The following is a 23,858-nucleotide window of genomic DNA, read 5'->3' as shown; positions in this document are numbered from 1 at the left end:
CTCCTTAATGTTTTTCGTTGTTGATTACATTATATAGGATTGACTATGCATATGGAAGGCCCCCTTAGTGGGGGTCTTCCTCTTTTTGGAATCTAATACCCAATGCCCATGAAAATTATACACTAACTCAATTATAGATCACAGGGGTATCTATCCCTATTTTTTTATTAATCCTTTAGCATCTTATCTACTTCTTCCCTATACGGTAGAGAATCCTGGGCACCTAGCTTGGTAGTGGTAAGACCTCCTACTCCATTTGCAAACCTTATACCCTCTTTTATGCCCATACCTTCCACCATAGCAACTGCTAATGCACCATTAAATGAGTCCCCTGCTGCAGTAGTATCCACCGCTTTTACCTTAAATGGCTCCATATAGAAGCTCTCATTATCATCCATATAAAAACAGCCTTTGCTGCCTAATGTAACTAATACCTTCTTTACCCCTAGATCTAATAGAGTCTTAGCTCCCTTTTCTATATCACTTATACCGGTCAAACTCTCCAGCTCAGTCTCATTAGGGGTTATTATATCTACAGATTTATATAATTCATTTGGAAGAGTGGCCGCCGGTGCAGGATTTAGTATAACCTTCGTCCCCATTTCATTGGCTCGCTTTATGGTATATTCAACTGTATCTAAAGGTATCTCAAGCTGCACGATTACAACCTTGGCTCCTTCTAATACATTGGCAAATGCCTCTACTTTTTCACAGCTTACACTCTGGTTTGCACCAGGGTATACCACTATGGTATTTGAACCATTATCATCAACTGTAATCATAGCGTTACCTGAAGGAAAATCTGATTTATAAATACCTTTTGTATCTATTCCCTCATCCTTTAACCTCTTTAGCAATGTTTGCCCTGCTAAATCATTCCCCACTGCGCCCACCATAAATACATCCGCTCCCAGACGGCTAGCTGCTACCGCTTGATTAGCACCCTTGCCTCCCGATGCCGTGGTAAAAAATTTGGACATTATGGTTTCACCCCTACGTGGGAGTTCTGTTACTTTTGTAGTATAATCCATATTTATACTTCCAACAACTACTATATCCATCCCCATCTCCTCCTCATTTTATACTGATATTAATGGCATATCCTTTACATCATAATTATATCATTTTTATAAAATTATCATAGTAACATTATAGTACACATTAAATTAGATATACAAATACATTTTACCTACCAATTATGTTTAAATAATTCTTAAGTTTAAATTCTACGCAAGCCCCATAACCATCCATATTATATGCCCTTATATTTCCACTATCAAACTAAAAATTCTACCATCCTTTTAAACATTTGTTAAATTTATTTATAATAAAAATAATTATAAATAAAATTTTTCTAAAAAGTTGTTTATTTTTGGACACAGAGGTTATATAATGAATAAGAGATATGGTTTACATAATATCTTAAACCATAAAGAGGGGAGGAATAAAAATGACAAAGAAAAGCATTTTATTCTTGATGATCTTGGCCTTATTATCCATACTGACAGGTATCTTAGGTTGGATAGCGGTCGAAGGCTTCGCCCTACCGATTTGGTATGCTATTGTACTAATAGTTGTAGCTGCTTGGGGATTTATCGTATCCATCAAAGCAAAAAAAGAGTTGGGACCAGATGATAAAGTAGAGTAAAAATATGCATAGGGGATACTAAATCAGAAAGCCCAATATCCTGAAGCTTTTAGCTTCAGGATATTGGGCTTTCTGATGGAATTTTTCTATAGCTATTTAAATCTTTTTATTATATATGTCATACCTTCTATTGTTAACCTTCTAATATATTTTATATATGATACCATTTCAAGAATCACCAATACAAAGCCATTTATAAATCCCTTTCTCCATACTATTTTATATGTCTCTATCTCCCCTTTTTGCATCTTCCACAAACTGCTACTTAGCCCATCCCTTCTATGTTCTTCATATATATAATAAAGCGGCATATCAATCCTCATACCCTTATGCCCTGATAGCATTATATTAAGCCATAAGAGATAGTCCTCGGAATAGAACTTTTTATTATCGAAACGCTCATCTATATCCCTTCCCTTCAGCATAACCGAAGATGTGGGTAATTGATTAGATAGAAGCATTTTTTTATTTTTGATAAAATCCACTTTTAGACTTTTAAAATACTCCAATGTATATATGGTGTAAAAATCATTAAATCCACCCTTTACCAGTTCATATGAATGCCCGCTTAGGATTATATGGGGATTTTTCAGCATGAGTTTAAGCTGCACTTCTATCTTTTGTGGATGCCAGGCATCATCGGCATCTAAAAACGCTATATATTCCTGGGTGGCAAAATCCCAACCCATATTTCTCCCATTACCCGGTCCCCCATTTTTATTTAGCGTCACTATTTTTATCCAATTGTTTGGATATACGTACATTAGATAATGTAGCATATCCCTGGTAGCTCCATCATCCGGGCTACAATCCTCAATCAAAATTACCTCCCTTGGCCTCCATGTTTGATACCATACCGAATGCACAGCCCTTGCAATGGTATCGCTACACATATAGCAGGGAATGATAACACTAACTGGTGCATCATTATTAAATTCCATACCTTCTATACAGTCATTGCCTTGCTGCTTATCTCTACCCTTAATACTGCCAAATATACCTATGCCAAGGTACCAAGACAAACTCATATATATAACAAAACCTATAGCTGCGCTGGATAAAAACTTTATATTAAAATTATCCATGGGTACATAGTTTCTAAACACTAACATCCCATACAGCATAATAAACACCACCAACACTATTTTTAATCCTTCCTTTAAAAATGCCCTTAACTTAAAATGTTCCATCCTTTTCCTAAGCAGACGCAGTAAAAACAAAACTGCAGCTGTACTGGATATAGCTGTTGCAAGACCCAATCCCCCTATACCCATATTCTTCACCAGCAGAATATTTAACCCTATATTTAATACCATGGCAAATATACTAATCTTCATCGGCGTACTGGTATCATCCAATGAATAGAATACCCTGTTTAACACCTCCCTGATGCCCATTGCCCATAATCCCAGGGCATAATATGAAAAGGCATATGCAGTTAGATTGGTATGCTTCTCTTCAAATGCACCTCGTTCAAATACAAACCTTACTATGTCCTTATTTAGCATTATCGCAGCTGCGGTTACCGGGATAATTATCTGGGATATGCCTATAACGGCGCTGTATGTCGTATGTGTTAGCTTTTTATAATCCTCATTTGCCGACATAGTTGCAAAATTGGGATACACAACTGCTATAATAGCTCCGGTACATACACTGCCTGCAAAATCAAGGAGTCTTGTTGAATAGTTTATAGCAGATATGCTCCCTACCATAAGAGATGAGGCAAGCATTTTGTCTACCATTATATTTACCTTATCCACTGCAGTTCCTAGGATAACAGGCACTAGCAAATACCAATAGGAGCGAATGGATGGATCATCAAGTTCAACACAAAATCTATAATCAAGCTTTCCCTTAACTGCAGGTAACTGTATTAATATCTGGGAAACTGCACCTAGCATCGTCCCCCAACCCAAGGCATATATCCCATACTCTCTAGAAAATAATATAACACTTAATATTATAACGATATTAGACGGTACACTTATTATGGATGGCACTAAAAAAGATTCATGGGATTGCAGCACTCCTGTTATTATGTATGATAAGCTTATAAATATAAACATGGGAAACATTATTCTAGTAAGATGGATAGTCGTATTAAGCGCCTGGTCTTTAAATCCAGGCGCAATAAACATTACCACATATTTTGAAAAAATTATGCCCAATATGGATAGAATAGAAGTTACGATGATGGTTATGCTTATTATGCTGCTAGAAAACTTTTGCGCGGCTTTTTGATGCTCTTTCAATCTCTCTACATACATTGGCACAAATATTACACCCATACTGGCACCTACTATGGAAAATAATACAGATGGCAGGGTATAGGCTACAAAATAGGTATCAGAAGCCCCTCCCGCCCCATAATATGCAGCAATCACAGTTTCCCTGAAAAAACCCGTTATCTTGCCTAAAATAGATAGAATAGTCACCATGAATACTGATTTTACCATCTGATCCTTACGGGACATATGCTATCTCCTCCTGCCAGTACGATATGACATGATAAATTTTCTAATAACCTCTTCCAACACGAGCCAACCCTTTATCCTAGCTATAAAAAGATATCGTCCATCGCTTTTTAATATTGGTATCCTCTTTAATGTATAGGCATTACATATATTACATTCTTTATCTATCTTTTTTCCATTGGAGATAAGTACCCCCGTATCATAATACCGACCTAGGGCCTCTTCCCCAAACTTACTGTATATGCCCCTTGGATATGCAAAATGCCTGATGCTTCTATTTAACCTATCTTCCATTAGCCTTTTAGACATACCGAGCTCTGTATCAAATTCTTCCCTCTTCAATTTGTCCATATCTACATGCGTCATGGTATGACTACCGAAATCCACCAAATCCTCCTGGTTTAATCTATATATATGCTTCCATTGCATCAAACGCGCATGTTTTTCATCCTTATCCCACCAATACTTTTTATCTGTACCTATATATCCCGGACATAGGTATACAATAGATGGAAATCCATATCTTTTAAGCACTGGATAGGCATTTGTATAATAATCTTCGTATCCGTCATCAAATGTGATTACTATATTCTTTCCCCTTATACTATGTTCCCATATCCTAAAATAGGCTTCATCCATCGGGATCACGTTATATCCCTTCCTGTATAGGTAGTTCATCTGCCAGTTAAAATCCCGTCTGGTAACTGCCAGTTCCCTTTTTACATCATCGTCTACCCTATGGTACATCAATATTAGGATCTCGTCTTTTGACTTGTTAAATGCAGCATATATTATGCCGATCGGTACAAGAATATATTTTATAATAGTTCTTATAAAAAGTGCCATAGGCTTCACTCCAAATTCTATTTGTATACCTTATAACTATGCCTGCCAAAGCATCTTGTATACCTGACATGCCAGAGCTTTTTAAAACCCTCCTCCTTCAATAGATTTATAAATGCATGATCTTTTCTTTCCACTGCCAAATAACATTTATCTAAGCCATTTCCCTTTAAATATTCAAGCGCAACATATAGCATATGCTTATTAAGCCTTGCCTTTCTTTCATTTGTGTAATGCTCATATAAAAATCCCGAGTTTTTATCTATAGGACATGAATACCGGGCTTTTCTAATATCTATGGTGGAAAAATCAAACCACAGGCAGTGAACACCATTATCTGTATATACTATGATACATCTATCCCCCTTTAAAAATCGTCTTAAAATATCAGGAGATGCCATATGGGTAATATCCATCAAAAGATCTAGATTATAAACCGACCCATCCTCTACTCTGTATCTCTCCCGCCCACCACCATACAAAAACTCCAGTTGTTTTCCCATTATATAGTAATCGTCTTTGGTATATATAAATGACAAATTATGCATAATCTTATTCTTAAAACCAAAGAGTATCCTCTTTATAGCCCTTTTTGCATTCTCAGGATATAGGGAAAATTTTATCTTTCCTAACTTGTATTTTACAAAATGATATATCCTGGGGTTTTTCTTAATGTGCTGTCTAATGCGCCATTTAGCCAAGCGAAATTTATATACCATCTTAGAAAATGGGTTATCTGATGGGAAAACAAAGCTTATAACATCTATGCTTCTCTCGCCCCACACCGCCTTATATGGCTCGTAACCTGCGCCAAAATCAAACACATCAAGCCCCTCCTCAAAACAATCCCGAATCTTTTCTCTAAGGACCATCTCCCCCGGGCTGAACATACCAAAATCATCATCATGGCCTATGCGATAGAATATATATCTACCATTATATTCAAAGCCATATATGAATGATATTATCTTGTTATTTATACATATGGTATCTATGGTAGTTTTAAATGGCATGTCATCTGATAGGGCCAATTCTTTAAAAAATTCACGGGTTATGCCCTCTGAGAATTTACTAGAACCAATCTTCCTTTGCCACCTCTTGTCATGGATATTGAATATTACCTCAATATCGTCCTTATTAGTATTAAAAGCCTTAAATGATATATTTCCCAATCTTTTAAGCCTTTTTTTCTTTCGTTTCATGGTATTTATAGAGTTTCGGCTTACTCGCTTTTTTAGATAGTCGTCAAAATCCCGTCTGCCTATATCCGTATAGAAGCATTCCATACCAGTCTCTAAAAATGCCCATTTTAAATTGGTTAAATACCCCTTTATTATGCTACATCCGTAAGACGACTTAAAAAATCCATGCAGGTTTATCAAAAACCTGCCATCCATATGCACAAGATAATCGAGCACCCCCTCTATTGCCTCCTTCATATATGTCTTCTCGACTACAAAATCCATATAGCTGGCCTCGTCTCCACCAATAAACCTTACCTCCTCATAGCCCCTTCTAGGCACCTTCATAAGGGGACAAAAACCTATTATACTATCATCCTTTGTCAGCATGAGTATAAACAGCCTATTATCAGAACCGTGATATCTCCACCACATATGGAGCCATTCAAGGCGTACAAATACTATATCGCTGTCCATACTAGATAGTATTTCATTCCATGTATCCCTGTATATAAAAACTTTATCGAAGCTTTCAATTACGTGTATCTTCATATCTCCCGCCTCCTCCCAGTAAAAAATTTGCCATACCAAGACCTAGGAAAAACCATAGATGCCTCCAATGAAGGGTATCTATTACCATACTGTTTAACATAATACCGGACAATATGGCGATTAAAAGCGAAGGCGTTATAATACCATATGCGCTCTTTGATTTAAGATCGAGTATCAATTTATAGAATATTGCAACAAGAAAACCTATAAATACTACAAATCCCACTATGCCGTTTTCCATAAGCACCCTTATATACAGATTGTGGGGTGAAAATTCTACTCCCGTCTGATTTATTACGGTATATTCAAATTGTCCAGAAATCCAGCACCTGCTCCAAAATACCATATAAGGCATAATGCTATAGCTATAACGGCTAAATGAATACATATGCTTTTATAGTTCAATTTTTTAAAATCTATATTTTTCCTATTTAATATGAGGTAGATAATTACTGAAAATATAAGATTACCCCATGCTCCCCTTGAAAATGTAGCTGCAATACCTAGTAGGTTTATGACAATAAGCAGCCTGTAAGCCCACTTTGAATGGCCTATTATATGACCCTTATTCATATCTTCCATAAGAATCAGTACAGAAGGTACTAGAAACGGTCCTAAAACATTTGGGTCTTTAAAAAACGCCTTTATCCTATATGCATCATACATCAGCACAGATGGAAACAATCCTGCATATGCGGCTATCCCCAATATGGCCGACAGACTAGCCGACAATACATAAGCCTTTAATAATCCCTTTAGATTTCCCCTTGAGACATACATGAATACAAAAAGGCAAAACAGTATAAGATACAATGTTATTAAAAAGTATTTTATACCTACCTCTAGTTCTGGTATATAGAAAAGTTGCAGCGTGTTTATAACCGCAAAGATTACAATAGACACGATCATAACTCCACAACCTTTAAATCTATAAAAGTCCATATGTCCACCTAAGATACCAAAGATAAAAAGCAGAATAAACAATATATCACAGGGAGCCGGCTCAAACAGCACAAAAGACAATAAAAATATATTGATGATCCATACTAAATCGTATCTATATATGAGGAGCATTGTAATAATAGATCCAACTGCAAACAAGAAGATGTATAACCATCCCATACCACTTATCATGGGTAATAGACCGGCTAACACACCTATTAGAATGTATAATGCTTTTTTGTCAATATTTTTTACCTTCCCTATATATCCTTTCATACGCCTTTACCATCCCACCCTTCGAAAAGCACGCCATTGCCTTTTCTTTTCCTGCTCCTCCCATACATGCCCTTAATTCTTTATCTTCTAACAAGGTACATATATAGTCTGCTCCTTCCTGTATACCAAAACCATCTATTACATATCCGTCTATCCCATGACTAACTATCTCCGGTATTCCGCCTACACGGCTAACCACCACCGGCTTTGCAGCAAACATGCCCTCTATTATGGATATGGGCAGTCCTTCCCATTTTGAAAACATTACAACTATATCCATATCATTTATAAGCTCCCTAGCATCTAGCCTGGTACCTAGCATATACACATCTTCCTCCAGTCCTAGACGTTCTATTGCATTTTTACAGTCTGCTCGCATGGGTCCATCTCCTACTATGACCAGCTTTGCCCTATATCCCCTTTTTAACACTTCATTAAATACCTCTATTGTATATACAGGCTGTTTAGGCTCACGAAGGCGCATTACAGTGCCTATTATGGGCATTTCATCCCCGATTTGAAGTTCCATAGGGAGTTTGCCCTTAGAGGCGGGAGGTTCATCTATTCCGTTATATATAACGCAGGCCCTATCCCCCTCCAGCCACCCATGCCTCAGCCCCATATCCATATGGTAATTGGATACACACATGCACATGGTGCACCTACGCCCTGCTACCCGCTCAGCAAACCCTAGCATACCCTGTAGCCATTTCGGTTGATATTCATTAATCCCCCATCCATGGACAGTGAAATATATCTTGGGCACTCCCGCCATATGGGCCGCAAGCCTACCTAAGATACCCATCTTGGAACTATGAAAATGTGCTATATCATATCTCCCCTTCTCCATAATGCTATACAGTCTTAAAAATGCACAAAGATCATAAAAGGGGGATAATTCCCGTCTAAGCTGTGGTACCTCTATTATCCGTACATCAATATCCTTTTTATATTTCAAATCCCTTACCCATTGTATGAGTTCCCCACCTGGATAGGTGACAAGGGTCAACTCATACCTGTCATTGGGCAAAGAGGATATAATATCATATACTACCTTTTGGGCACCTCCCATTTCCGAAAGGGTTATACCCATTAAAAGTTTTATCCGTCCGTCATCATTCATACTCCTCACCATCCATCTATATATAAAGCCTCACACCTATTGCTATAAGGCATATAATGATAAACAATGCTAAAGGCAAAAGGTTTTGAATGGCTATTAAAACTCCCAGCATCCCTGACAATACAGCCCAGGCATATATGATGGATACTGCTGCTACAGGGCTAAATCCCTTTTTTATGAGCCTGTAATGTATATGTCCATCATCAGCTGCAACCATGCTCTTACCATTTAAAAACCTCCTTAGCATACTACTACCGGTTTCAAATATGGGCACGGCCAGTATTACTATGGGCACCCATACGGATGTATCACTTTTATCCGTGTTGATGTATATTATGGAAAATATAGACAATATAAATCCTAAAAACAGACTGCCGCCATCACCCATAAAAAGTTTTGCGGGATAAAAATTGTATATTAAAAATCCTAGTATGGCACCCATAAATATCAACGCAAGCTGGCTTAACATAGCATAATCATATATCATAAATATAGCTAAAAAAGCACAGCTGCCAATAAATGCAATGCCTCCTGCCAATCCATCCAGCCCATCTACTATATTTACTGCATTTGTAATGCCCACCATCCATACTATGCTAATTGTTACGTTGACAAAGGATGACCACCACATACCATCTGGTATAGTATGGAGCATTACGCCTGAGAGAACTGCTAATAATGCACTTATAGTTTCCAGCGCAAGTTTGTATATGGCCTTTATATCCTTTATATCATCTAAGATCCCCACTACCAACATCAATCCTGAATATATGATAAGGCGCTGTATATCAATCGTATAATCCATGCTTATCAATATGGACACAATAAATGCTATATAAATTCCCATGCCCCCTAAAATGGGAACAGACCCTTTGTGCGCCTTCCTACCACCAGGTTTGTCGGTTATATCAAATCGTCTTGCTATACGGCATCATCATGCTGGAGATCATAAATGAGATTATAAAGCATGACATATTATTTTCCCTTGTCCCGTTCATTCCACGCTATAATGAGGGCAGATAGGAATATACCAATCAAAGCTGATATAAATATATTAAGCGGTACATTAGGTCTTGAGGGACGAGACGGGATACATGGATTATCCAATACCCTAAGATAGTTTTTCCCAAAAATCTCTTCTATTCTCTCCTGCATTACATCGACTAATGTATTGGCTATTTGATATGCAGTCTTTGCATCCCTATCCTCTATTGCAATATATATAAGTCCTGTGTTTTCTTCGTAGGATACCTTTGTTTTCTTTTGCATATCCTTAACATCATAATTAAGATTGAGACGACTTATGACCTCTTCCATCACCTGATTACTGGCAGCTACTGCTCTGTATGCCTTTGCACCCCTTGATACTATATATTCATCACCTATGCACAGCCCATCTACTATAAAGGTGCTTGTAGATATATATACCTTGCTTAAAATGCATCCGCTCACAAGTCCACTTACTATAACAGCTATGGCTATTATGCAGACAATCATTCGCCACCATTTTTTTAACGTAATAATTCTACATGACTCCATTTTTATCACCTACCTGTATAACCTATGTACTGCATATTATGTATCTAAAGTATATCTTGTTACATAAAAAAGCCCTGTATTGCATTCTATAGAGTGCAATACAGGGCTTTTTTACCTTTCATCACCCTTTTACGGATCCTAGCATGACACCTTTTACGAAATACTTTTGTATATACGGATAAAGGGCCAGTATAGGCAATATGGAAACAAATATGGTGGCATTTTTAAGTGCCTGTGGAGTCAAAGAGGAGTACTCACCTAATGCCTCAGAACGTTTCGCCGTATCGAGTATGAGCATCTCCCGCAATACCACCTGCAAGGGATAGCGTTCCATGTCATTTAAATATATCATCGGAAGAAAATAACTATTCCAGTGTCCCATAACATAAAACAGGGTAATGGAGGCCAGACAGGCCTTTGATAGGGGCATGTATATCTGAAACATTATTCTGGCCTCTGATGCCCCATCTATTACAGCCGATTCATACAGGCTATGTGGTAAAGATTCATAAAAACTTTTGGTTACAAGCAGTTCATATGTCCATATAGCGTTTGGTATAACTAGTGCCCATATGGTATCAAGGAGCTTGAGCTTCTGCACAACCAAATAGTTAGGAATCATACCTCCGTTAAAAAACATGGTGATTATTATAAGCGTCATCCAGACCTTTTTACCAAACAGATCCTTCCTGGCTAAGGGATAAGCTGTTATGGCAGTTAGGAAGACATTTATACTTGTTCCTACCACCGTATACATTATAGTATTTAGATATGCCCTAGGAATTTTAGGCGATTCAAATATCATCTTGTACGCCTTTACATTAAATCCCCTTGGGAAAAACTTTACCTTATTTTGTAGTATATAGACACTATCGCTGAAAGACACAGCCACTACATAGATAAAGGGATATACGGTTATTATGAGAATCAAAACCATTATTATGGTATTTATATAATCAAATAAAGTCCATTTTTTATTCATCTCTATTCTCCCTACCACAAACTTTGTTCATTTACCTTTTTACTGATTGTATTTGTAATGAGCAGCAGTGCAAGTGCAACCACCGATTCAAACAATCCTACAGCTGTAGCATAGCTGTAGTCCAAATCCACCAGTCCTTTTCTATATACAAATGTAGAAAATACATCAGCTACTTCATATGTTGCCGGATTATATAGAAGGAGTATCTTTTCATATCCTACTTTAAATACCTGCCCCGATTTTATGATAAACAGCGTAACTATAGTAGGCATTATGGCAGGTAAAGTGATATACCACATCTTCTTTACCCTTGAACAACCATCAATTTCAGCTGCCTCATAAAGCGATGGATCTATAGCAGTAATAGCTGCAATATATATAATTGCATTAAAACCCGTGCCTTGCCATATTTCAGTCATAATATATACTGTGCGAAACCATTCCGGTTTGGTCATATAATATATCTTTTCCAATCCCAAAGCTGCCCTTATGTTATTTATCATCCCATTATTAGGTGACAAAAAGTCTATGGCCATACTGCATATTACCACTACGGACAAAAATGATGGCAAATAGCTAGCTGTCTGCACCGTCTTTTTAAAGTGGACATTTTTTACCTCATTTAACAAAATAGCAAAGAGGACAGGAAAAGGGAAAGTAAAAAACAGGCTGTATATTCCTATCAAAAATGTATTTCTAAATAATTTATAGAAATTAGGATCTTTAAAAAACATATCAAAATATTTAAAACCTACCCACGGACTTTTGGAAACACCTTCAAATATATTATAATCTTTAAAGGCAATCACTATGCCATACATGGGGCCATATCGAAATATAATATAAAACAACATACCAGGGAGCAATATAAGAAGAAGTTGCCAGTCTCTTTTTAGATGCTTTATAGCACTGCCCTGATTTGAATTCGCTCGCATACGATTTTCAACTCCCATTCATTAGATAAAATAGAGTGAAAAGAGGAGATTTTATCTCCCCCTTTCCCACTGCACAATTTATTTTCCTTCATCAAATCTCTTCTGGGCCTGATTATATATATCGTTTACCTCGTTTAGCTTTAAGCTTTCTGCTCTCTTTACCCAATCATCCCATTCCTTGTCGCCATATGAAGATTCCATAACATACTTAGCGGCAAACTCTATAGCACCAGATGCTAGATTAGATTCAAGCTGGTTGAGCTTTGCCTGTTCTTCATCTGTAAACTTGAGTATTGGGTCATTTGGAGCTAGACGGTCATTTTTAACCATTATCTCTTCTGCTTCCTTTTCCCTTTCAGTCAAGTTGAAATATACAGATTCAGGCGCCATACGGGTATATGTGCCTTCTGCAAACATACCGTACTTTTCTTCTAAGTCTTTAATGCTTATAGCTTCTCGATCTGCAAGTTCGGGGTATGCGATATTACCACTACCATCCTTTTCATAGGTTACACCTTCTATACCCATGGTCATAAGTTCTGCACCTGAAGGGCTAGATACATAATCCATAAGCTTGAGGGCTGCTTCCTTATTTGGATTGTTTGCAATACAAATTCCGTAGTTTACCACCTTGTCAAGGGTGAGCCATTTGCCTACAGGTCCTATTGGCAGTGCATATCTCAAATCATAATTGGGGATACTGTCCTTTACCTGTTCCCTAAACATATCCATTCTGCCAATCCAGTCAAATGTAACAAAAGCCTTGTCCTCTTGGGTCATCTTGCCTGACCAGCTAGCCTCGGTGTCAGTCAAGAACTCAGGATCTAACAGTCCTTCATCATATAGTTTCTTCATAAAATCTAGCATATCCTTAAACTCAGGAGCTGTTACAGATGGTTTCCATACCTTTTCATCTTCGTTGTAATAGACCACCTGTCCACCTGCTGTCGTTGGGACAACAATACCCCAACCATATGATAATCTATTGAATATGTTACCTTGCAGCTTGCTTGCAAATGGTATGGAATCGGGGTATATCTCCTTTAGTTTTTTAAGTGCATCATAAAACTCATCTGTATTGGTCCAAGCCTTTATGCCATTTTTATCAAATATATCTTTCCTATAGAGATATCCATGATTTACTGTACGGTTTGCATTGTATTTAGGCCACATATACATCTTGCCTTGGGGAGATGAATACGATTTGAGTGCCCAACTATTCTCAGGATCATCCACGAATATACTCTTAAAATTAGGTAATATATCAACATATTCATTTAAATCTACAAAAGCCCCGCTATTATCACCTATGGCATTAATTTCCTTATATGCCCCGGTTAACATGATATCGGGCAATTTACCAGAAGATAGTATGACATTGAATTTTTCACTATATGCTGAACCAGTATCCGGTACTTCCTGTATATCCAGCTTAACTCCCGTCCTTTTTTCCAGTTCCTGCATTACAGATTTTTCTTCAAGATTTGTTACGTTGGTAGAGGCCAGTATTTTTATCGTTACCGGTTTATCTACTATCGGAAGCTCCAACCCCCCTGTATCACCATAGTCTTCCGTTTGGTCCTTTGTATCATCAGTTTTTGAATCCTCTGTGGTACTATTTTGTGGTTCAGCATCATTATTATCTTTGCTTCCACAACCCACAATAAGTAAAAGCATCATACTAAGTACCAAGGCCATGCTTATTACTTTTTTAAATGAGACATTTTTCATTGTATTTAATACCTCCCTGCAAATTAATTTTGTTTGCATGCCCAATATAGCACGGGGACTTTTGAGATGTAAATCTATCGTTTTCTACATGCTACGTAAAATACCTCAATAGCTTGCTATACAATAAAAAGACATATAGACAGGCAAATACCGTATATAGAAAAAGCAAAAGCCATAGAATTATATAATCTAGGCTTTTGCGTTTTCTCGGTACTTTGATGGTGAAACACCACAATATTTTTTAAAAGTGGTGGTAAAGGTAGTAGGACTAGCATATCCCACTTTTTCACCTATATCCTTTATAGTCATATTGGAATTCTTTAGATATTCCTTAGCATGATTTATCCGCACCTGATTTAGGTAGTCAACAAAATTAATGCCAAACTCTCTTTTAAAAAAGTTTGAAAAATACTTAGGCGTAGTTCCTACCACTTCTGATATATTATCAAGGTATAAATCCTCCATATAATGAAGATTGATATATTCAATTATAAACGCCTTATTAAGCTTATTACCGCTCATATTTACCTTTTTTGCAGACTGTTCTATTATGGTATCTAAAAGCCACCTTATTTCATCATCTTCTATCTGCCCCTCTAGCATGTTTAGAAAATTCTTTTCTATAGTAAAGATAGTCTTTTGGTCATATCCACAAAAGGCCAAGGTTTGAATAATGCAGTTAAATATATCAGTCACTATATTTACATATTTTATATAGAGTATATTCTTCTTAAGGTTTTCATCCAGTACATCGTGCATAAGTTTTTTACATTTATCACTGTTACCACTTAGTATATAGTTATATATCTTGTCCTTTAAATTATCTGGATAATACATCTCTGGATTATATTCTATATTTTCAATGTCTATAATTTGGTTTGAAGGTCTTATATTTCGGCATGACATACATATCTTTACATCGTTATATGCATTTCCAAACTCAATATCGCTATTATAGAATTTGCTAATGCCTATAACGGTAATATATTCTTTTATATGATTCTGTACCTTGTTGAGAGCCTCCACCACCTGATCCCGTTCATAATCATGTGAAACTCCCACTAACGCCATAATTTGATGATTTTCTCCAGATGTAGCAAATGAATGACTAAAAATTGCCCCTAGCATCCCCTCCACCTGCTCTGATATATAAACACCGTCAAACGAAGCCATATCAGCGTCTTTAACAGGATAAAAATTAAACAATATTAAAACATATTTGCCATCCTGGAAAAAAGGAGAAAAATATAGATCCACCTGCTCCTTTAAATCCATCTGATATTCATCTGTTTGTATCATCTGCCAGAATATACTTACCTGTACCTTCTTCGCCATATCAGATACCTTAAGCCTTAAGTTCCTCTTCTCCTTCTGCATCATTTCTATATTATTGCCTATATATTGCCAGCCATCTCCTATCTTCTGACTCTGGGTAGTAACTCCAAACATAGATAGAATGTGTTTTAGGGGATTGTATAGGTATAAACTTAATAACAAGGATCCTATGATACCGCACAAAATATTTATAATGAGTATGTTACGATTGGTCTTTACCATTCTAAACATACCTGCATAGCTAATTGGCAGTATGTGAATATATGTAAAATTATTATATTCAGACTTCTCTATATGATACTCATAGTTTCTATCCTTAAATGAGTTCCCAGATACCACCAAATCAGGCCTATTAAGTGCATCTATTATTGATTTTTCACCTATATTCAATACTATATTGTTGCTATCATCTAGCAACATAAGTGTTGTACCCTCTAATATATTGTCATAATTAATATGATTGAGGAGCTTTCCTTTATTTATAACCACAAGAACGGTGGCATTTCTTTTATTTACCATATTTCCCGACACAATAACCATAAGCTCCCTGCCTCGGTTAAAATTAAACTGATCCACATACATATCAGGTCCGATTATCTGCATAGGATGACTAGTGTTGCTGAAATTTTTCCAAAACGATATTGAATATTTGGAGCTGCTGTACTTTTTATTAAAAAGGTCATCCATCCGTATTGTACCATCTGGAGTTAAAGTCATATTGGATTTGTCAGAATATATAATAATATCTTCAACATACTCCGGAGAAGTGGAGAGTATATCGGACAGCTTATCCTTCCCCATGTAGGCATTATAAAAATTAAAATTTTCATGCCCAGTGGATGCATAGATATTTGCATCACTTAATCCAAACATATCTATTGTATAGAAGACATTATCAATATCCCGAAAACAATTATCAAATGCCTGTATCATATTTCTTACGACCAATTGGTTATTCTCCTTAACCTGATTGTACATACCGGTCATGGAGTTTTGAAATATGATGTAATTAAATATGGACATCAGGGTAACTATGGCTAAAAAACTTAAAAATATCCTAATCAAATTTCTATTATAAATCTTGCCCCGCATAAGCAATTTTTTCCCCCTAGATCCTTTATATATGGCATTTTCATGTCATAATATTTACCCGTTCTTTATTTAGTATGCATGATAGATCTTTATCACCATTTAAAAACTTATATATATCGTTCAAAAGAGCCAGTGCCATATACTGCCTCATATCAATAGTAGGCCCGGCCATATGTGGAATGAGTACTACATTGTCTAGGTTTCTTAGACCACTATCTTCTGATAGGGGCTCCCGTTCATAAACATCAAGCACTGCCTTAAATCTATTCTTTTTCAATTCTTCTACCAGTGCAGCTTCGTCTATAATCCCTCCCCTGGCAGTATTAACGAGTAAAGCCCCATCCTTTATCTTAGAGAGTCTAGCTTTATTTAGCATGTGATGGGTTTCCTCTGTGTAGCCCGCATGGATAGAGATTATATCAGCCCTTGACAAAAGGCTATCGAGATTTTGCTCTATGGTTATATTATCTCCCTCTATAGTACTGGCGTCCAAATATGGATCATATATGATGATATCAACATTAAATGGTTTTAAGAATTCTATAAGATACCGACCTACCTTACCCAAACCAACTAAGCCAACGGTCTTGTAGAATAATCCCTGATTAAAAAATTTATCGCTTCTCCACTGAAATGAATTTTTCATACCATGGTCATAATATGGTATATCCCTAAGTCCTGACAACATATATGCCAGGGTCGCCTCAGCTACAGATTTTGCCATAACATCGGTCTGATTGATGAGTGTTTTATCTGTTTTGTCAAAAAAATCTTCTTCTATATATGGTTTTACCCCTCCGCCTAATATAGCTATAAGTTTAAGTTGGTCCTTTTCTTGAAGCATTTTTGTAGTAAGCCTAGGAGCACCCCATCCCAAAATACATGAGCTACAATCTGTTAAAATATTGCCTATCTCTTCCTTGGAAAATTGTTTTGTACCCATATTCCATATGAATTCCAATCCAGGCATCTTTGCCATCCTATCTCTTACCATGGGGGTAAAGAATGTATCCCTAGTATATCCATCGGGTATTGCAACAAGCACTTTGTGATTTTTCACATATATCCCTTCCTTCATTTAAGCAGAATTTAATTTATACCTAGGGTAGCATCATTTATATGCTTTGTAAACCATCTATTTTTATGGTCCTATGTTAAATTCTACATACTTTATAAAAAGCATTTTCAACGGGCTATATACAAGTATAAGAACTTGTAGAAAAATCATAAGGTATAGAATTTTAAAACATTTCTTCGATTTTTTCAGGTAAGATAGGCTTACTAAATATATATCCTTGACCTATATCACAACCATGATCTTCAAGGAATTTCAGCTGTTTGGGAGTTTCTACCCCCTCTGCCACCACCTTTAATTTTAAGGCATGGGCCATTTGAATAATATATGGCGAAATTAAACCTTCCCTATCATTACTTTCATCTATATCATTTATAAATTGCCTGTCTATCTTTAATACATCTATGGGCAGCTTTTTAAGATATGTGAGTGAGGAATGACCAGTACCAAAATCGTCTAGAGCCACCTTAAATCCCATGCTTCTCAGATCATTTATAACTAAAATAGCAGTTTCCCAATCATTTAATAGTGCAGTCTCCGTAATTTCAAAGCATATATAATCCTTTGTAACATCCATACATCCAATCAAGGATTTAATATATTCTATCAAATCACCATACATTAAGGTCTTCGCAGAAATATTTAAAGACAACTCCACATCCTTGTAACCTTTTTTATCCCATATCTTCTTCTGTCTAAATACTTCCTTTATTACCCATTTATCAATTTTTCCTATTAATCCGCCTTGTTCCGCTATGGGAATAAAATCCGCCGGAGAGATAGCACCCCTCTTCGAATGAGTCCACCTTATTAGTGCTTCTGCACCTACTATTTTTCCTGTTTTTATATCCACCTGTGGTTGATAGTAAAGGCTAAACTCCCCTTTTTCAATGGCACTACACAGCATATTAAGCATCTCCATGCGTTCAAACGCATTCTTTTCCATATCCTTTATATAAAATGCATAATCATCCTTGCTACGCTCTTTTACATAGAACATTGCAGTAGAGGCATTTTTTATAAGAATGGAAGCATCTTTACCATGGTCAGGATATAACGCAATCCCTACACTGGTAGATACAAAAATCTCCCGCCCATCTGCATACCATGTCCTCTTTAGATATTGCTGTACATCCATCACGCGTCCTATTATGTCAGTTACATTCTGCATATTATTTAGTACTACTATAAAACCATCACCGCTTATTCGCCCTAGCATATTCGGTGATTTTATATATTTTTTCAATACATTAGCAACATTTTTTAACAACATATCGCCAACATTATGACCAAGGGTTTCATTTATATTTTTAAAATTATCTATATCTAGAATCATTATTGCTGCTCTAAACCCATCATCATTATGTCCCGATAGCAATTTGTCAAATTTCTCTTCTATCATGATACGATTTGGAAGGCCGGTTAATGTGTCATAATATGCCATCATATGCAGACGCTTTTCCATCTCCTTCCGCTCTGTTATATCAGTTCCAATGGATATGATCTCAGAGATATTGCCATCTTTATCTCTTAATATACTATTGCTCCATAGTATATCCATCATTCCTCCATCTTTACATATTATACGGTTTTCATGCCTTAAAAAATCACTTTCTAGTATTCTATCAAATACAGATTGCATATACTCCCGATCTTCTAGAGGAATGAGGATATCTATCCACCGCTTACCCAATACTTCTGATGCCTTATATCCTGTAATCTCCTCAGCAAAAGGGTTGAATATATTCATGCTCCCGTCGGGATACCACATTAATATTATAGCTCCCACATCATTTATGATACTTTTGGATAAGTTGCGTTGATGCCACAATCTCTCTTGCAATTTTATCTGCTCATCTTGATGCTGATTTAAGGTCTCAAAATTCTCCTTCAACAATTCTTTTGTAGCACTTAGCTGTCTATTTGCAATATCTAATTCACGGTATCCATCATATACCTTATCTACTGACTTCTTAAGCAATGTCATTTGTCTTCGGACGATCATATATAATATGAGCATGGTTATAGTTACAAAGATTTCATCCTTTATAAGGGTAATTTTATGCCCAATTTTCATATCATCTAGCGCTAAAACCATAAATCGATTAAGAAAAAAAAGGGATACCCCAACTACTAACCCGTAGATGAGAGCAACCTTCAATGCCCCTGTTCTGGGATTAATCCTATTTTTAATGTATTCTATATCTATATCATCATATTTATGTTTCATTCAATTCACCGTCCATGGAAGATTTTGATATATTTTATTATACCATAAAAAGCCCCAATTTCGACAACAAATTGGGGCTTTTTGTGCTATTTGCTAAATTATAAACATGGCCGGAAATCGTGCAGCACTATTTACATAGCTATAGATCCGTTTATAGGCCTTGTCCAAATCCTCCATATCTTCCTTATACATATATTCCACCTCTAATGTATGGGTATCTTCCATGACATATGCTCCCGCCTTTTTTATGTATGCTATGGCCAAGCTTAAATTACCCTTTTGCCTCTCTTCTTCTCCCTTATAAATATATCCATAATATAGATAGCTGTTATATTTCGTATCCTGTCCAGCTAGAATTTGGGATATCATAGTATCATTGCATTCCCGATTAGCTTGTTCACTGCCATATACTAGCTTTATGAGCTTTAGGCGATTGTACCATATCTCCCCTCGTCTAGAGAATTTCAGTTTTACCTCTTCATCTTCAGCAAGGTATAATGCCACATCTAAACAGCCTATAGCCGTTTCCATATCCCTCTTTCCTAACCAATAACATATTCCAAGATCCATAAGCGCCCATATCTTTTGGTCTATGTCCTCTATATCCTCATATGCTATACTCTCAAACAACTCTATGGCGGGAACATATTGGCTGTCATGGGCCAACAACCGCCCCAGCATAATCCTATGCTCCCATCTATCATAATCTTCGATAAATTTCCTAGGCGGCTTTATTCGCCCTTCACTCAATATATAATCAACCCATTCACTATATTTCTGCCTGTCCATCATCCACTCCCCCTCACCACTATACTCCAAACACTTTGCCTATTATATCACACAGTTCGAAGTACATATTATAGTTCAACCTGCCTAAACTTGATAGACTTTTAGCTAAATTTATATAATACCACTTCTGTTCATCATATCCGGCATTAAACCTATCCCATAACCCATCGCCAATATTAATATAATCATTATATATACTACGCATATTGCTCAACTTATCTGCACATGAAATAAGCTTAACCTCCAACTTTGCCCCTTTTATATACTCAATGGTATGTTCTTTTCTATCCCTCCAGGTAACTCCAGGTATGCCCTTTTGCGGTTCTGAAACCCCTTCTACATAATCCCGTATCTTTGTTCCAAACATCCTCTCTATATCCTCAAGGGTCAAATCTGTATCTTCCACCGTATCATGTAGTATACCTGCAATTATAACCTCTTCCTCTGCGCCATTTTGTCCAAGTATTATGCCTACTTCCACTGGATGAACTATGTATGGTATGCTAGTCCCCTTCCTCTTTTGCCCTTTATGGGCTTCTAAGGCTACCTGTATAGCATATTGTAACATCTATTTGTTCCTTTCTTAAAATAATTATATTAAATACTATATAATATATACCTCAATTTATGTACTTTGAATAAACAAAATAAAAAAACACCAATATTTTTAAAAAAATATTGGTGTTTAGTAATCAACCTCTTCTATTGAAGGTAAGGAGCTTATTGCCCCCTGCCTAGTTACGCTTATGGATGCAGCTTTGTTTGCAAACTTCAACATATTGTATGCCATAGTCTGTTCCAATCCCTTTACATCCATGTTTTCATATTGCATTTTATAGAGAAATGCACCCATAAACGCATCTCCCGCCCCAGTAGTATCTACTGCCTTTACATCTTCTCCAGGGACTTCGACCTTAAATTTTCTAGTATAAAGCGCTGCACCCTTCGAACCCTTTGTACAAATAATTATTCCAACATCTCCTATAAATAAGGAATCTATAGCTTCCTTTTCATCTTTTATACCGGTTATAAACTCTATCTCCTCATCGCTTATCTTAAGAATATTGGCAAAAGGTATAAATTCCCTTATGGTATTTCTACACATTTTCCTATCATCCCAAAGTGGTAGACGTACATTAGGATCAAAACTTATCAATCCATTTCTAGCCTTGACAGTTTTTATAGCCTTTATGTGGGCGTATTTCACAGGAGCTTCAATCAAGTCTACAGAACCAAAATGCAGTATATCTCCCTTATTGAACCAGCTACTATCTATCTCATCCTCTTCAAGTAGCATATCGGCACCAGGATTTCTATAAAACAAAAAATCTCTATTACCATCTAGTTTTAGACTCACAAAAGCCAATGCCGTATTAGCCATTGATGTTCTTATTATATATCCAGTGTCTACACCTGTATCATCTAAAGTATCTATTAGGAAATCTCCAAATGGGTCATTCCCCACCTTCCCTATAAAAGCACTATCTCCCCCAAGCTTTGCCACTGCACTTGCCACGTTGGCGGGAGCACCCCCTGGAGCCTTTTTAAAGGATGTAACTGCTTTGAGGCTTAATCCCTTTTCTGCTGGAATAAAATCTATTAAAGCCTCTCCAATAGTAAATATCCTTGACATCATCATTCTCCTTACATGATATCCCATTTTTTAAGAGATAGTATATTACATTCTCCTTTGGATAGGAGCTTTATACCCTTGGAATCTTCGCTTGGATAAATTCTGCCAGTCATTACTACCTCTCCACCATTTATAAATATTTCAACTGAGCTTATATCTACAAATATCCTTAAATCTAACAAACCATTTTTTAACTCAACCTTGGCCTGACGCTCTCCCTTAGGACCTATACCGGATCTATCCCTGTTAAATCTGAATAATTCATCCTGTCTACTATATGATAAAACAGTTTCTTCAGTATTGCCAGTTCTAAGTTTTACACCAAATTCATCAGCTTCCTTTGCATCAAATATTATCTCCATTTCATAGCAATCTCCACCGATTTCTAACTCTTTTTCCCCATTTAAGGATATATTCTTTCGTAGAAATTCATTTCGTCTATATTCCTTAATCTCTTTCACTGGCAAGAAATTCAATTTATCTCCATTAAGCACCACTTCTCGTGGTATAGTCATAGCACCTGCCCAATTGTGTCCTAGTGTATGAGTAGGATTTTCCGTATTCCACTCATTCATCCATGCAACTATGAGCCTTCTCCCCTTTTCATCAATGGTGGTCTGTGGAGCATAAAAATCAAAGCCTGCATCTATTGCCTTGCAATCTTTAAATTTGAAGCTTCCTTCGTGAGCATCAAAAACTCCAACAGCATATATTACATCGTTATGGCTCTTTGACCCATCATCACTAAAATGCTGTATAGAAGCAATAAGCACATCTTTATTATTTAACTCAAAAAGATCAGGACATTCCCAATTATTGCCCATATCATTTCTTTCGTTTCCTATAGTGTTTAAAAATCTCCACTCTTTAAGATTAGAAGAAGTATAGATAACAGCTACGCCCCTGCCATCAGCATTATTAGACCCTAACACCATATAATAGGTTTCGCCTTTTTTAAATACCTTGGGGTCGCGAAAATCCCTTCTGCTAATAACCTTTGGGATATCATCTACTCCTATGACAGGATTATGATCATATTTTATAAACTTTACCTCATCATATGAAAAAGCCAAACACTGGGTTTCACTATAATCATCTTCCCTTTCAGAATCTCCTATCACATGGCCAGTGTATAGAAGATACAAAATACCATCTTTTTCAATAGCACTCCCTGAAAAGCATCCATCCTTATCATATGGCTTATCTGGTGCTAAAGCTATAGGTTGGTACTCCCATTTTATAAGATCCTTACTTGTTGCATGGCCCCAATGCATGGGACCCCATACACTTTTATAGGGATTATGCTGATAAAAAAGATGATATTTACCATTGTAATATATAAATCCATTTGGATCGTTTATCCAACCATATTGACCCATCAAATGATACTTAAGTCTATATTTATTAACTACTTTCCCTTGATTTTGCTCCACAAACCGATTTGCCTTTTCTAACATATCCATTATTGTCTAAAT

20 protein-coding genes are annotated in these 23,858 nt (G+C 36.5%); 1 reads left to right on the top strand and 19 read right to left on the bottom strand.

What is annotated here, in order from left to right:
* Positions 1–167: 167 nt before the first annotated feature.
* Positions 168–1,061, bottom strand: coding sequence for a ribokinase (gene rbsK, locus EJN67_RS10640; protein WP_129724292.1), 894 nt, complete (start codon positions 1,059–1,061; stop codon positions 168–170).
* 389 nt (positions 1,062–1,450) lie between these two features.
* Here rbsK and EJN67_RS10635 point away from each other — a divergent pair, with 389 nt between their 5' ends.
* Positions 1,451–1,648, top strand: a complete 198-nt coding sequence (locus EJN67_RS10635) for a hypothetical protein (RefSeq protein WP_129724291.1) — start codon at positions 1,451–1,453, stop codon at positions 1,646–1,648.
* A 92-nt stretch (positions 1,649–1,740) separates the two neighbouring features.
* Here EJN67_RS10635 and murJ read toward each other — a convergent pair whose 3' ends face one another.
* The 18 genes from murJ to EJN67_RS10545 all read right to left on the bottom strand — a co-directional run bounded on the left by murJ (position 1,741) and on the right by EJN67_RS10545 (position 23,846).
* Positions 1,741–4,125: a murein biosynthesis integral membrane protein MurJ gene (murJ, locus tag EJN67_RS10630; protein ID WP_129724290.1), complete on the bottom strand. Its 2,385-nt coding sequence runs from the start codon at positions 4,123–4,125 to the stop codon at positions 1,741–1,743.
* Between the two features lie 3 nt (positions 4,126–4,128).
* On the bottom strand, positions 4,129–4,971 hold the full coding sequence (locus EJN67_RS10625) for a polysaccharide deacetylase family protein (protein WP_129724289.1): 843 nt from the start codon (positions 4,969–4,971) through the stop codon (positions 4,129–4,131).
* Positions 4,972–4,988: 17 nt separating this feature from the next.
* Positions 4,989–6,701, bottom strand: a complete 1,713-nt coding sequence (locus EJN67_RS10620; RefSeq protein ID WP_129724288.1) for a GNAT family N-acetyltransferase — start codon at positions 6,699–6,701, stop codon at positions 4,989–4,991.
* Positions 6,682–6,942 carry a hypothetical protein gene (locus EJN67_RS10615; protein ID WP_129724287.1) on the bottom strand — a complete coding sequence of 87 codons (261 nt, stop codon included), beginning with the start codon at positions 6,940–6,942 and terminating at the stop codon, positions 6,682–6,684. Before EJN67_RS10615 ends, EJN67_RS10620 begins: the two co-directional genes overlap by 20 nt.
* Positions 6,943–6,995: 53 nt before the next feature.
* Positions 6,996–7,919: a hypothetical protein gene (locus tag EJN67_RS10610; protein WP_129724286.1), complete on the bottom strand. Its 924-nt coding sequence runs from the start codon at positions 7,917–7,919 to the stop codon at positions 6,996–6,998.
* Complete coding sequence (locus tag EJN67_RS10605; RefSeq protein ID WP_165000840.1) at positions 7,885–9,042, bottom strand: glycosyltransferase family 4 protein; 1,158 nt, start codon at positions 9,040–9,042, stop codon at positions 7,885–7,887. Before EJN67_RS10605 ends, EJN67_RS10610 begins: the two co-directional genes overlap by 35 nt.
* Before the next feature lie 16 nt (positions 9,043–9,058).
* Positions 9,059–9,889, bottom strand: a complete 831-nt coding sequence (locus EJN67_RS10600) for an MraY family glycosyltransferase (RefSeq protein WP_129724284.1) — start codon at positions 9,887–9,889, stop codon at positions 9,059–9,061.
* Positions 9,890–10,017: 128 nt separating this feature from the next.
* Positions 10,018–10,581, bottom strand: coding sequence for a YveK family protein (locus EJN67_RS10595; RefSeq protein WP_129724283.1), 564 nt, complete (start codon positions 10,579–10,581; stop codon positions 10,018–10,020).
* A 121-nt stretch (positions 10,582–10,702) separates the two neighbouring features.
* The gene (locus EJN67_RS10590) at positions 10,703–11,563 is read right to left on the bottom strand and encodes a carbohydrate ABC transporter permease (protein ID WP_129724282.1); all 861 of its coding nucleotides are present in this window, start codon (positions 11,561–11,563) and stop codon (positions 10,703–10,705) included.
* 11 nt (positions 11,564–11,574) lie between these two features.
* Positions 11,575–12,498 (bottom strand): ABC transporter permease, encoded by a 924-nt coding sequence (locus EJN67_RS10585; protein ID WP_207208013.1) that lies wholly within the window; start codon positions 12,496–12,498, stop codon positions 11,575–11,577.
* A gap of 78 nt (positions 12,499–12,576) precedes the next feature.
* Positions 12,577–14,229 (bottom strand): extracellular solute-binding protein, encoded by a 1,653-nt coding sequence (locus EJN67_RS10580; protein ID WP_129724280.1) that lies wholly within the window; start codon positions 14,227–14,229, stop codon positions 12,577–12,579.
* A gap of 189 nt (positions 14,230–14,418) precedes the next feature.
* The gene (locus tag EJN67_RS10575) at positions 14,419–16,656 is read right to left on the bottom strand and encodes a helix-turn-helix transcriptional regulator (protein ID WP_129724279.1); all 2,238 of its coding nucleotides are present in this window, start codon (positions 16,654–16,656) and stop codon (positions 14,419–14,421) included.
* A 40-nt stretch (positions 16,657–16,696) separates the two neighbouring features.
* Positions 16,697–17,716, bottom strand: coding sequence for a hydroxyacid dehydrogenase (locus EJN67_RS10570; RefSeq protein ID WP_165000839.1), 1,020 nt, complete (start codon positions 17,714–17,716; stop codon positions 16,697–16,699).
* Between the two features lie 181 nt (positions 17,717–17,897).
* On the bottom strand, positions 17,898–19,961 hold the full coding sequence (locus tag EJN67_RS10565) for a putative bifunctional diguanylate cyclase/phosphodiesterase (RefSeq protein ID WP_129724277.1): 2,064 nt from the start codon (positions 19,959–19,961) through the stop codon (positions 17,898–17,900).
* 93 nt (positions 19,962–20,054) lie between these two features.
* Positions 20,055–20,750, bottom strand: a complete 696-nt coding sequence (locus EJN67_RS10560) for a hypothetical protein (protein WP_129724276.1) — start codon at positions 20,748–20,750, stop codon at positions 20,055–20,057.
* Between the two features lie 19 nt (positions 20,751–20,769).
* Positions 20,770–21,318, bottom strand: coding sequence for an HD domain-containing protein (locus EJN67_RS10555; protein WP_129724275.1), 549 nt, complete (start codon positions 21,316–21,318; stop codon positions 20,770–20,772).
* Positions 21,319–21,435: 117 nt separating this feature from the next.
* Positions 21,436–22,383, bottom strand: a complete 948-nt coding sequence (locus EJN67_RS10550; RefSeq protein ID WP_129724274.1) for a carbohydrate kinase family protein — start codon at positions 22,381–22,383, stop codon at positions 21,436–21,438.
* Positions 22,384–22,394: 11 nt separating this feature from the next.
* A complete protein-coding gene (locus tag EJN67_RS10545; RefSeq protein ID WP_129724273.1) occupies positions 22,395–23,846 on the bottom strand; it encodes a glycoside hydrolase family 32 protein in 1,452 nt (483 codons plus the stop codon).
* Between the last annotated feature and the right edge of the window lie 12 nt (positions 23,847–23,858).

This window comes from Xylanivirga thermophila, assembly GCF_004138105.1.
In the GTDB taxonomy this organism is placed as follows: domain Bacteria; phylum Bacillota; class Clostridia; order Caldicoprobacterales; family Xylanivirgaceae; genus Xylanivirga; species Xylanivirga thermophila.
This window is presented reverse-complemented; position numbering and strand designations above follow the sequence as displayed.

What these genes read in the sequence shown, in the direction of transcription:
- rbsK (WP_129724292.1), bottom strand. Translation starts at nt 1,061, where the DNA reads ATGGATATAGTAGTTGTTGGAAGTATAAATATGGATTATACTACAAAA.
- EJN67_RS10635 (WP_129724291.1), top strand. Translation starts at nt 1,451, where the DNA reads ATGACAAAGAAAAGCATTTTATTCTTGATGATCTTGGCCTTATTATCC.
- murJ (WP_129724290.1), bottom strand. Translation starts at nt 4,125, where the DNA reads ATGTCCCGTAAGGATCAGATGGTAAAATCAGTATTCATGGTGACTATT.
- EJN67_RS10625 (WP_129724289.1), bottom strand. Translation starts at nt 4,971, where the DNA reads ATGGCACTTTTTATAAGAACTATTATAAAATATATTCTTGTACCGATC.
- EJN67_RS10620 (WP_129724288.1), bottom strand. Translation starts at nt 6,701, where the DNA reads ATGAAGATACACGTAATTGAAAGCTTCGATAAAGTTTTTATATACAGG.
- EJN67_RS10615 (WP_129724287.1), bottom strand. Translation starts at nt 6,942, where the DNA reads ATGGAAAACGGCATAGTGGGATTTGTAGTATTTATAGGTTTTCTTGTT.
- EJN67_RS10610 (WP_129724286.1), bottom strand. Translation starts at nt 7,919, where the DNA reads ATGAAAGGATATATAGGGAAGGTAAAAAATATTGACAAAAAAGCATTA.
- EJN67_RS10605 (WP_165000840.1), bottom strand. Translation starts at nt 9,042, where the DNA reads ATGAATGATGACGGACGGATAAAACTTTTAATGGGTATAACCCTTTCG.
- EJN67_RS10600 (WP_129724284.1), bottom strand. Translation starts at nt 9,889, where the DNA reads ATGGGAATTTATATAGCATTTATTGTGTCCATATTGATAAGCATGGAT.
- EJN67_RS10595 (WP_129724283.1), bottom strand. Translation starts at nt 10,581, where the DNA reads ATGGAGTCATGTAGAATTATTACGTTAAAAAAATGGTGGCGAATGATT.
- EJN67_RS10590 (WP_129724282.1), bottom strand. Translation starts at nt 11,563, where the DNA reads ATGAATAAAAAATGGACTTTATTTGATTATATAAATACCATAATAATG.
- EJN67_RS10585 (WP_207208013.1), bottom strand. Translation starts at nt 12,498, where the DNA reads ATGCGAGCGAATTCAAATCAGGGCAGTGCTATAAAGCATCTAAAAAGA.
- EJN67_RS10580 (WP_129724280.1), bottom strand. Translation starts at nt 14,229, where the DNA reads ATGAAAAATGTCTCATTTAAAAAAGTAATAAGCATGGCCTTGGTACTT.
- EJN67_RS10575 (WP_129724279.1), bottom strand. Translation starts at nt 16,656, where the DNA reads ATGCGGGGCAAGATTTATAATAGAAATTTGATTAGGATATTTTTAAGT.
- EJN67_RS10565 (WP_129724277.1), bottom strand. Translation starts at nt 19,961, where the DNA reads ATGAAACATAAATATGATGATATAGATATAGAATACATTAAAAATAGG.
- EJN67_RS10560 (WP_129724276.1), bottom strand. Translation starts at nt 20,750, where the DNA reads ATGGACAGGCAGAAATATAGTGAATGGGTTGATTATATATTGAGTGAA.
- EJN67_RS10555 (WP_129724275.1), bottom strand. Translation starts at nt 21,318, where the DNA reads ATGTTACAATATGCTATACAGGTAGCCTTAGAAGCCCATAAAGGGCAA.
- EJN67_RS10550 (WP_129724274.1), bottom strand. Translation starts at nt 22,383, where the DNA reads ATGTCAAGGATATTTACTATTGGAGAGGCTTTAATAGATTTTATTCCA.
- EJN67_RS10545 (WP_129724273.1), bottom strand. Translation starts at nt 23,846, where the DNA reads ATGGATATGTTAGAAAAGGCAAATCGGTTTGTGGAGCAAAATCAAGGG.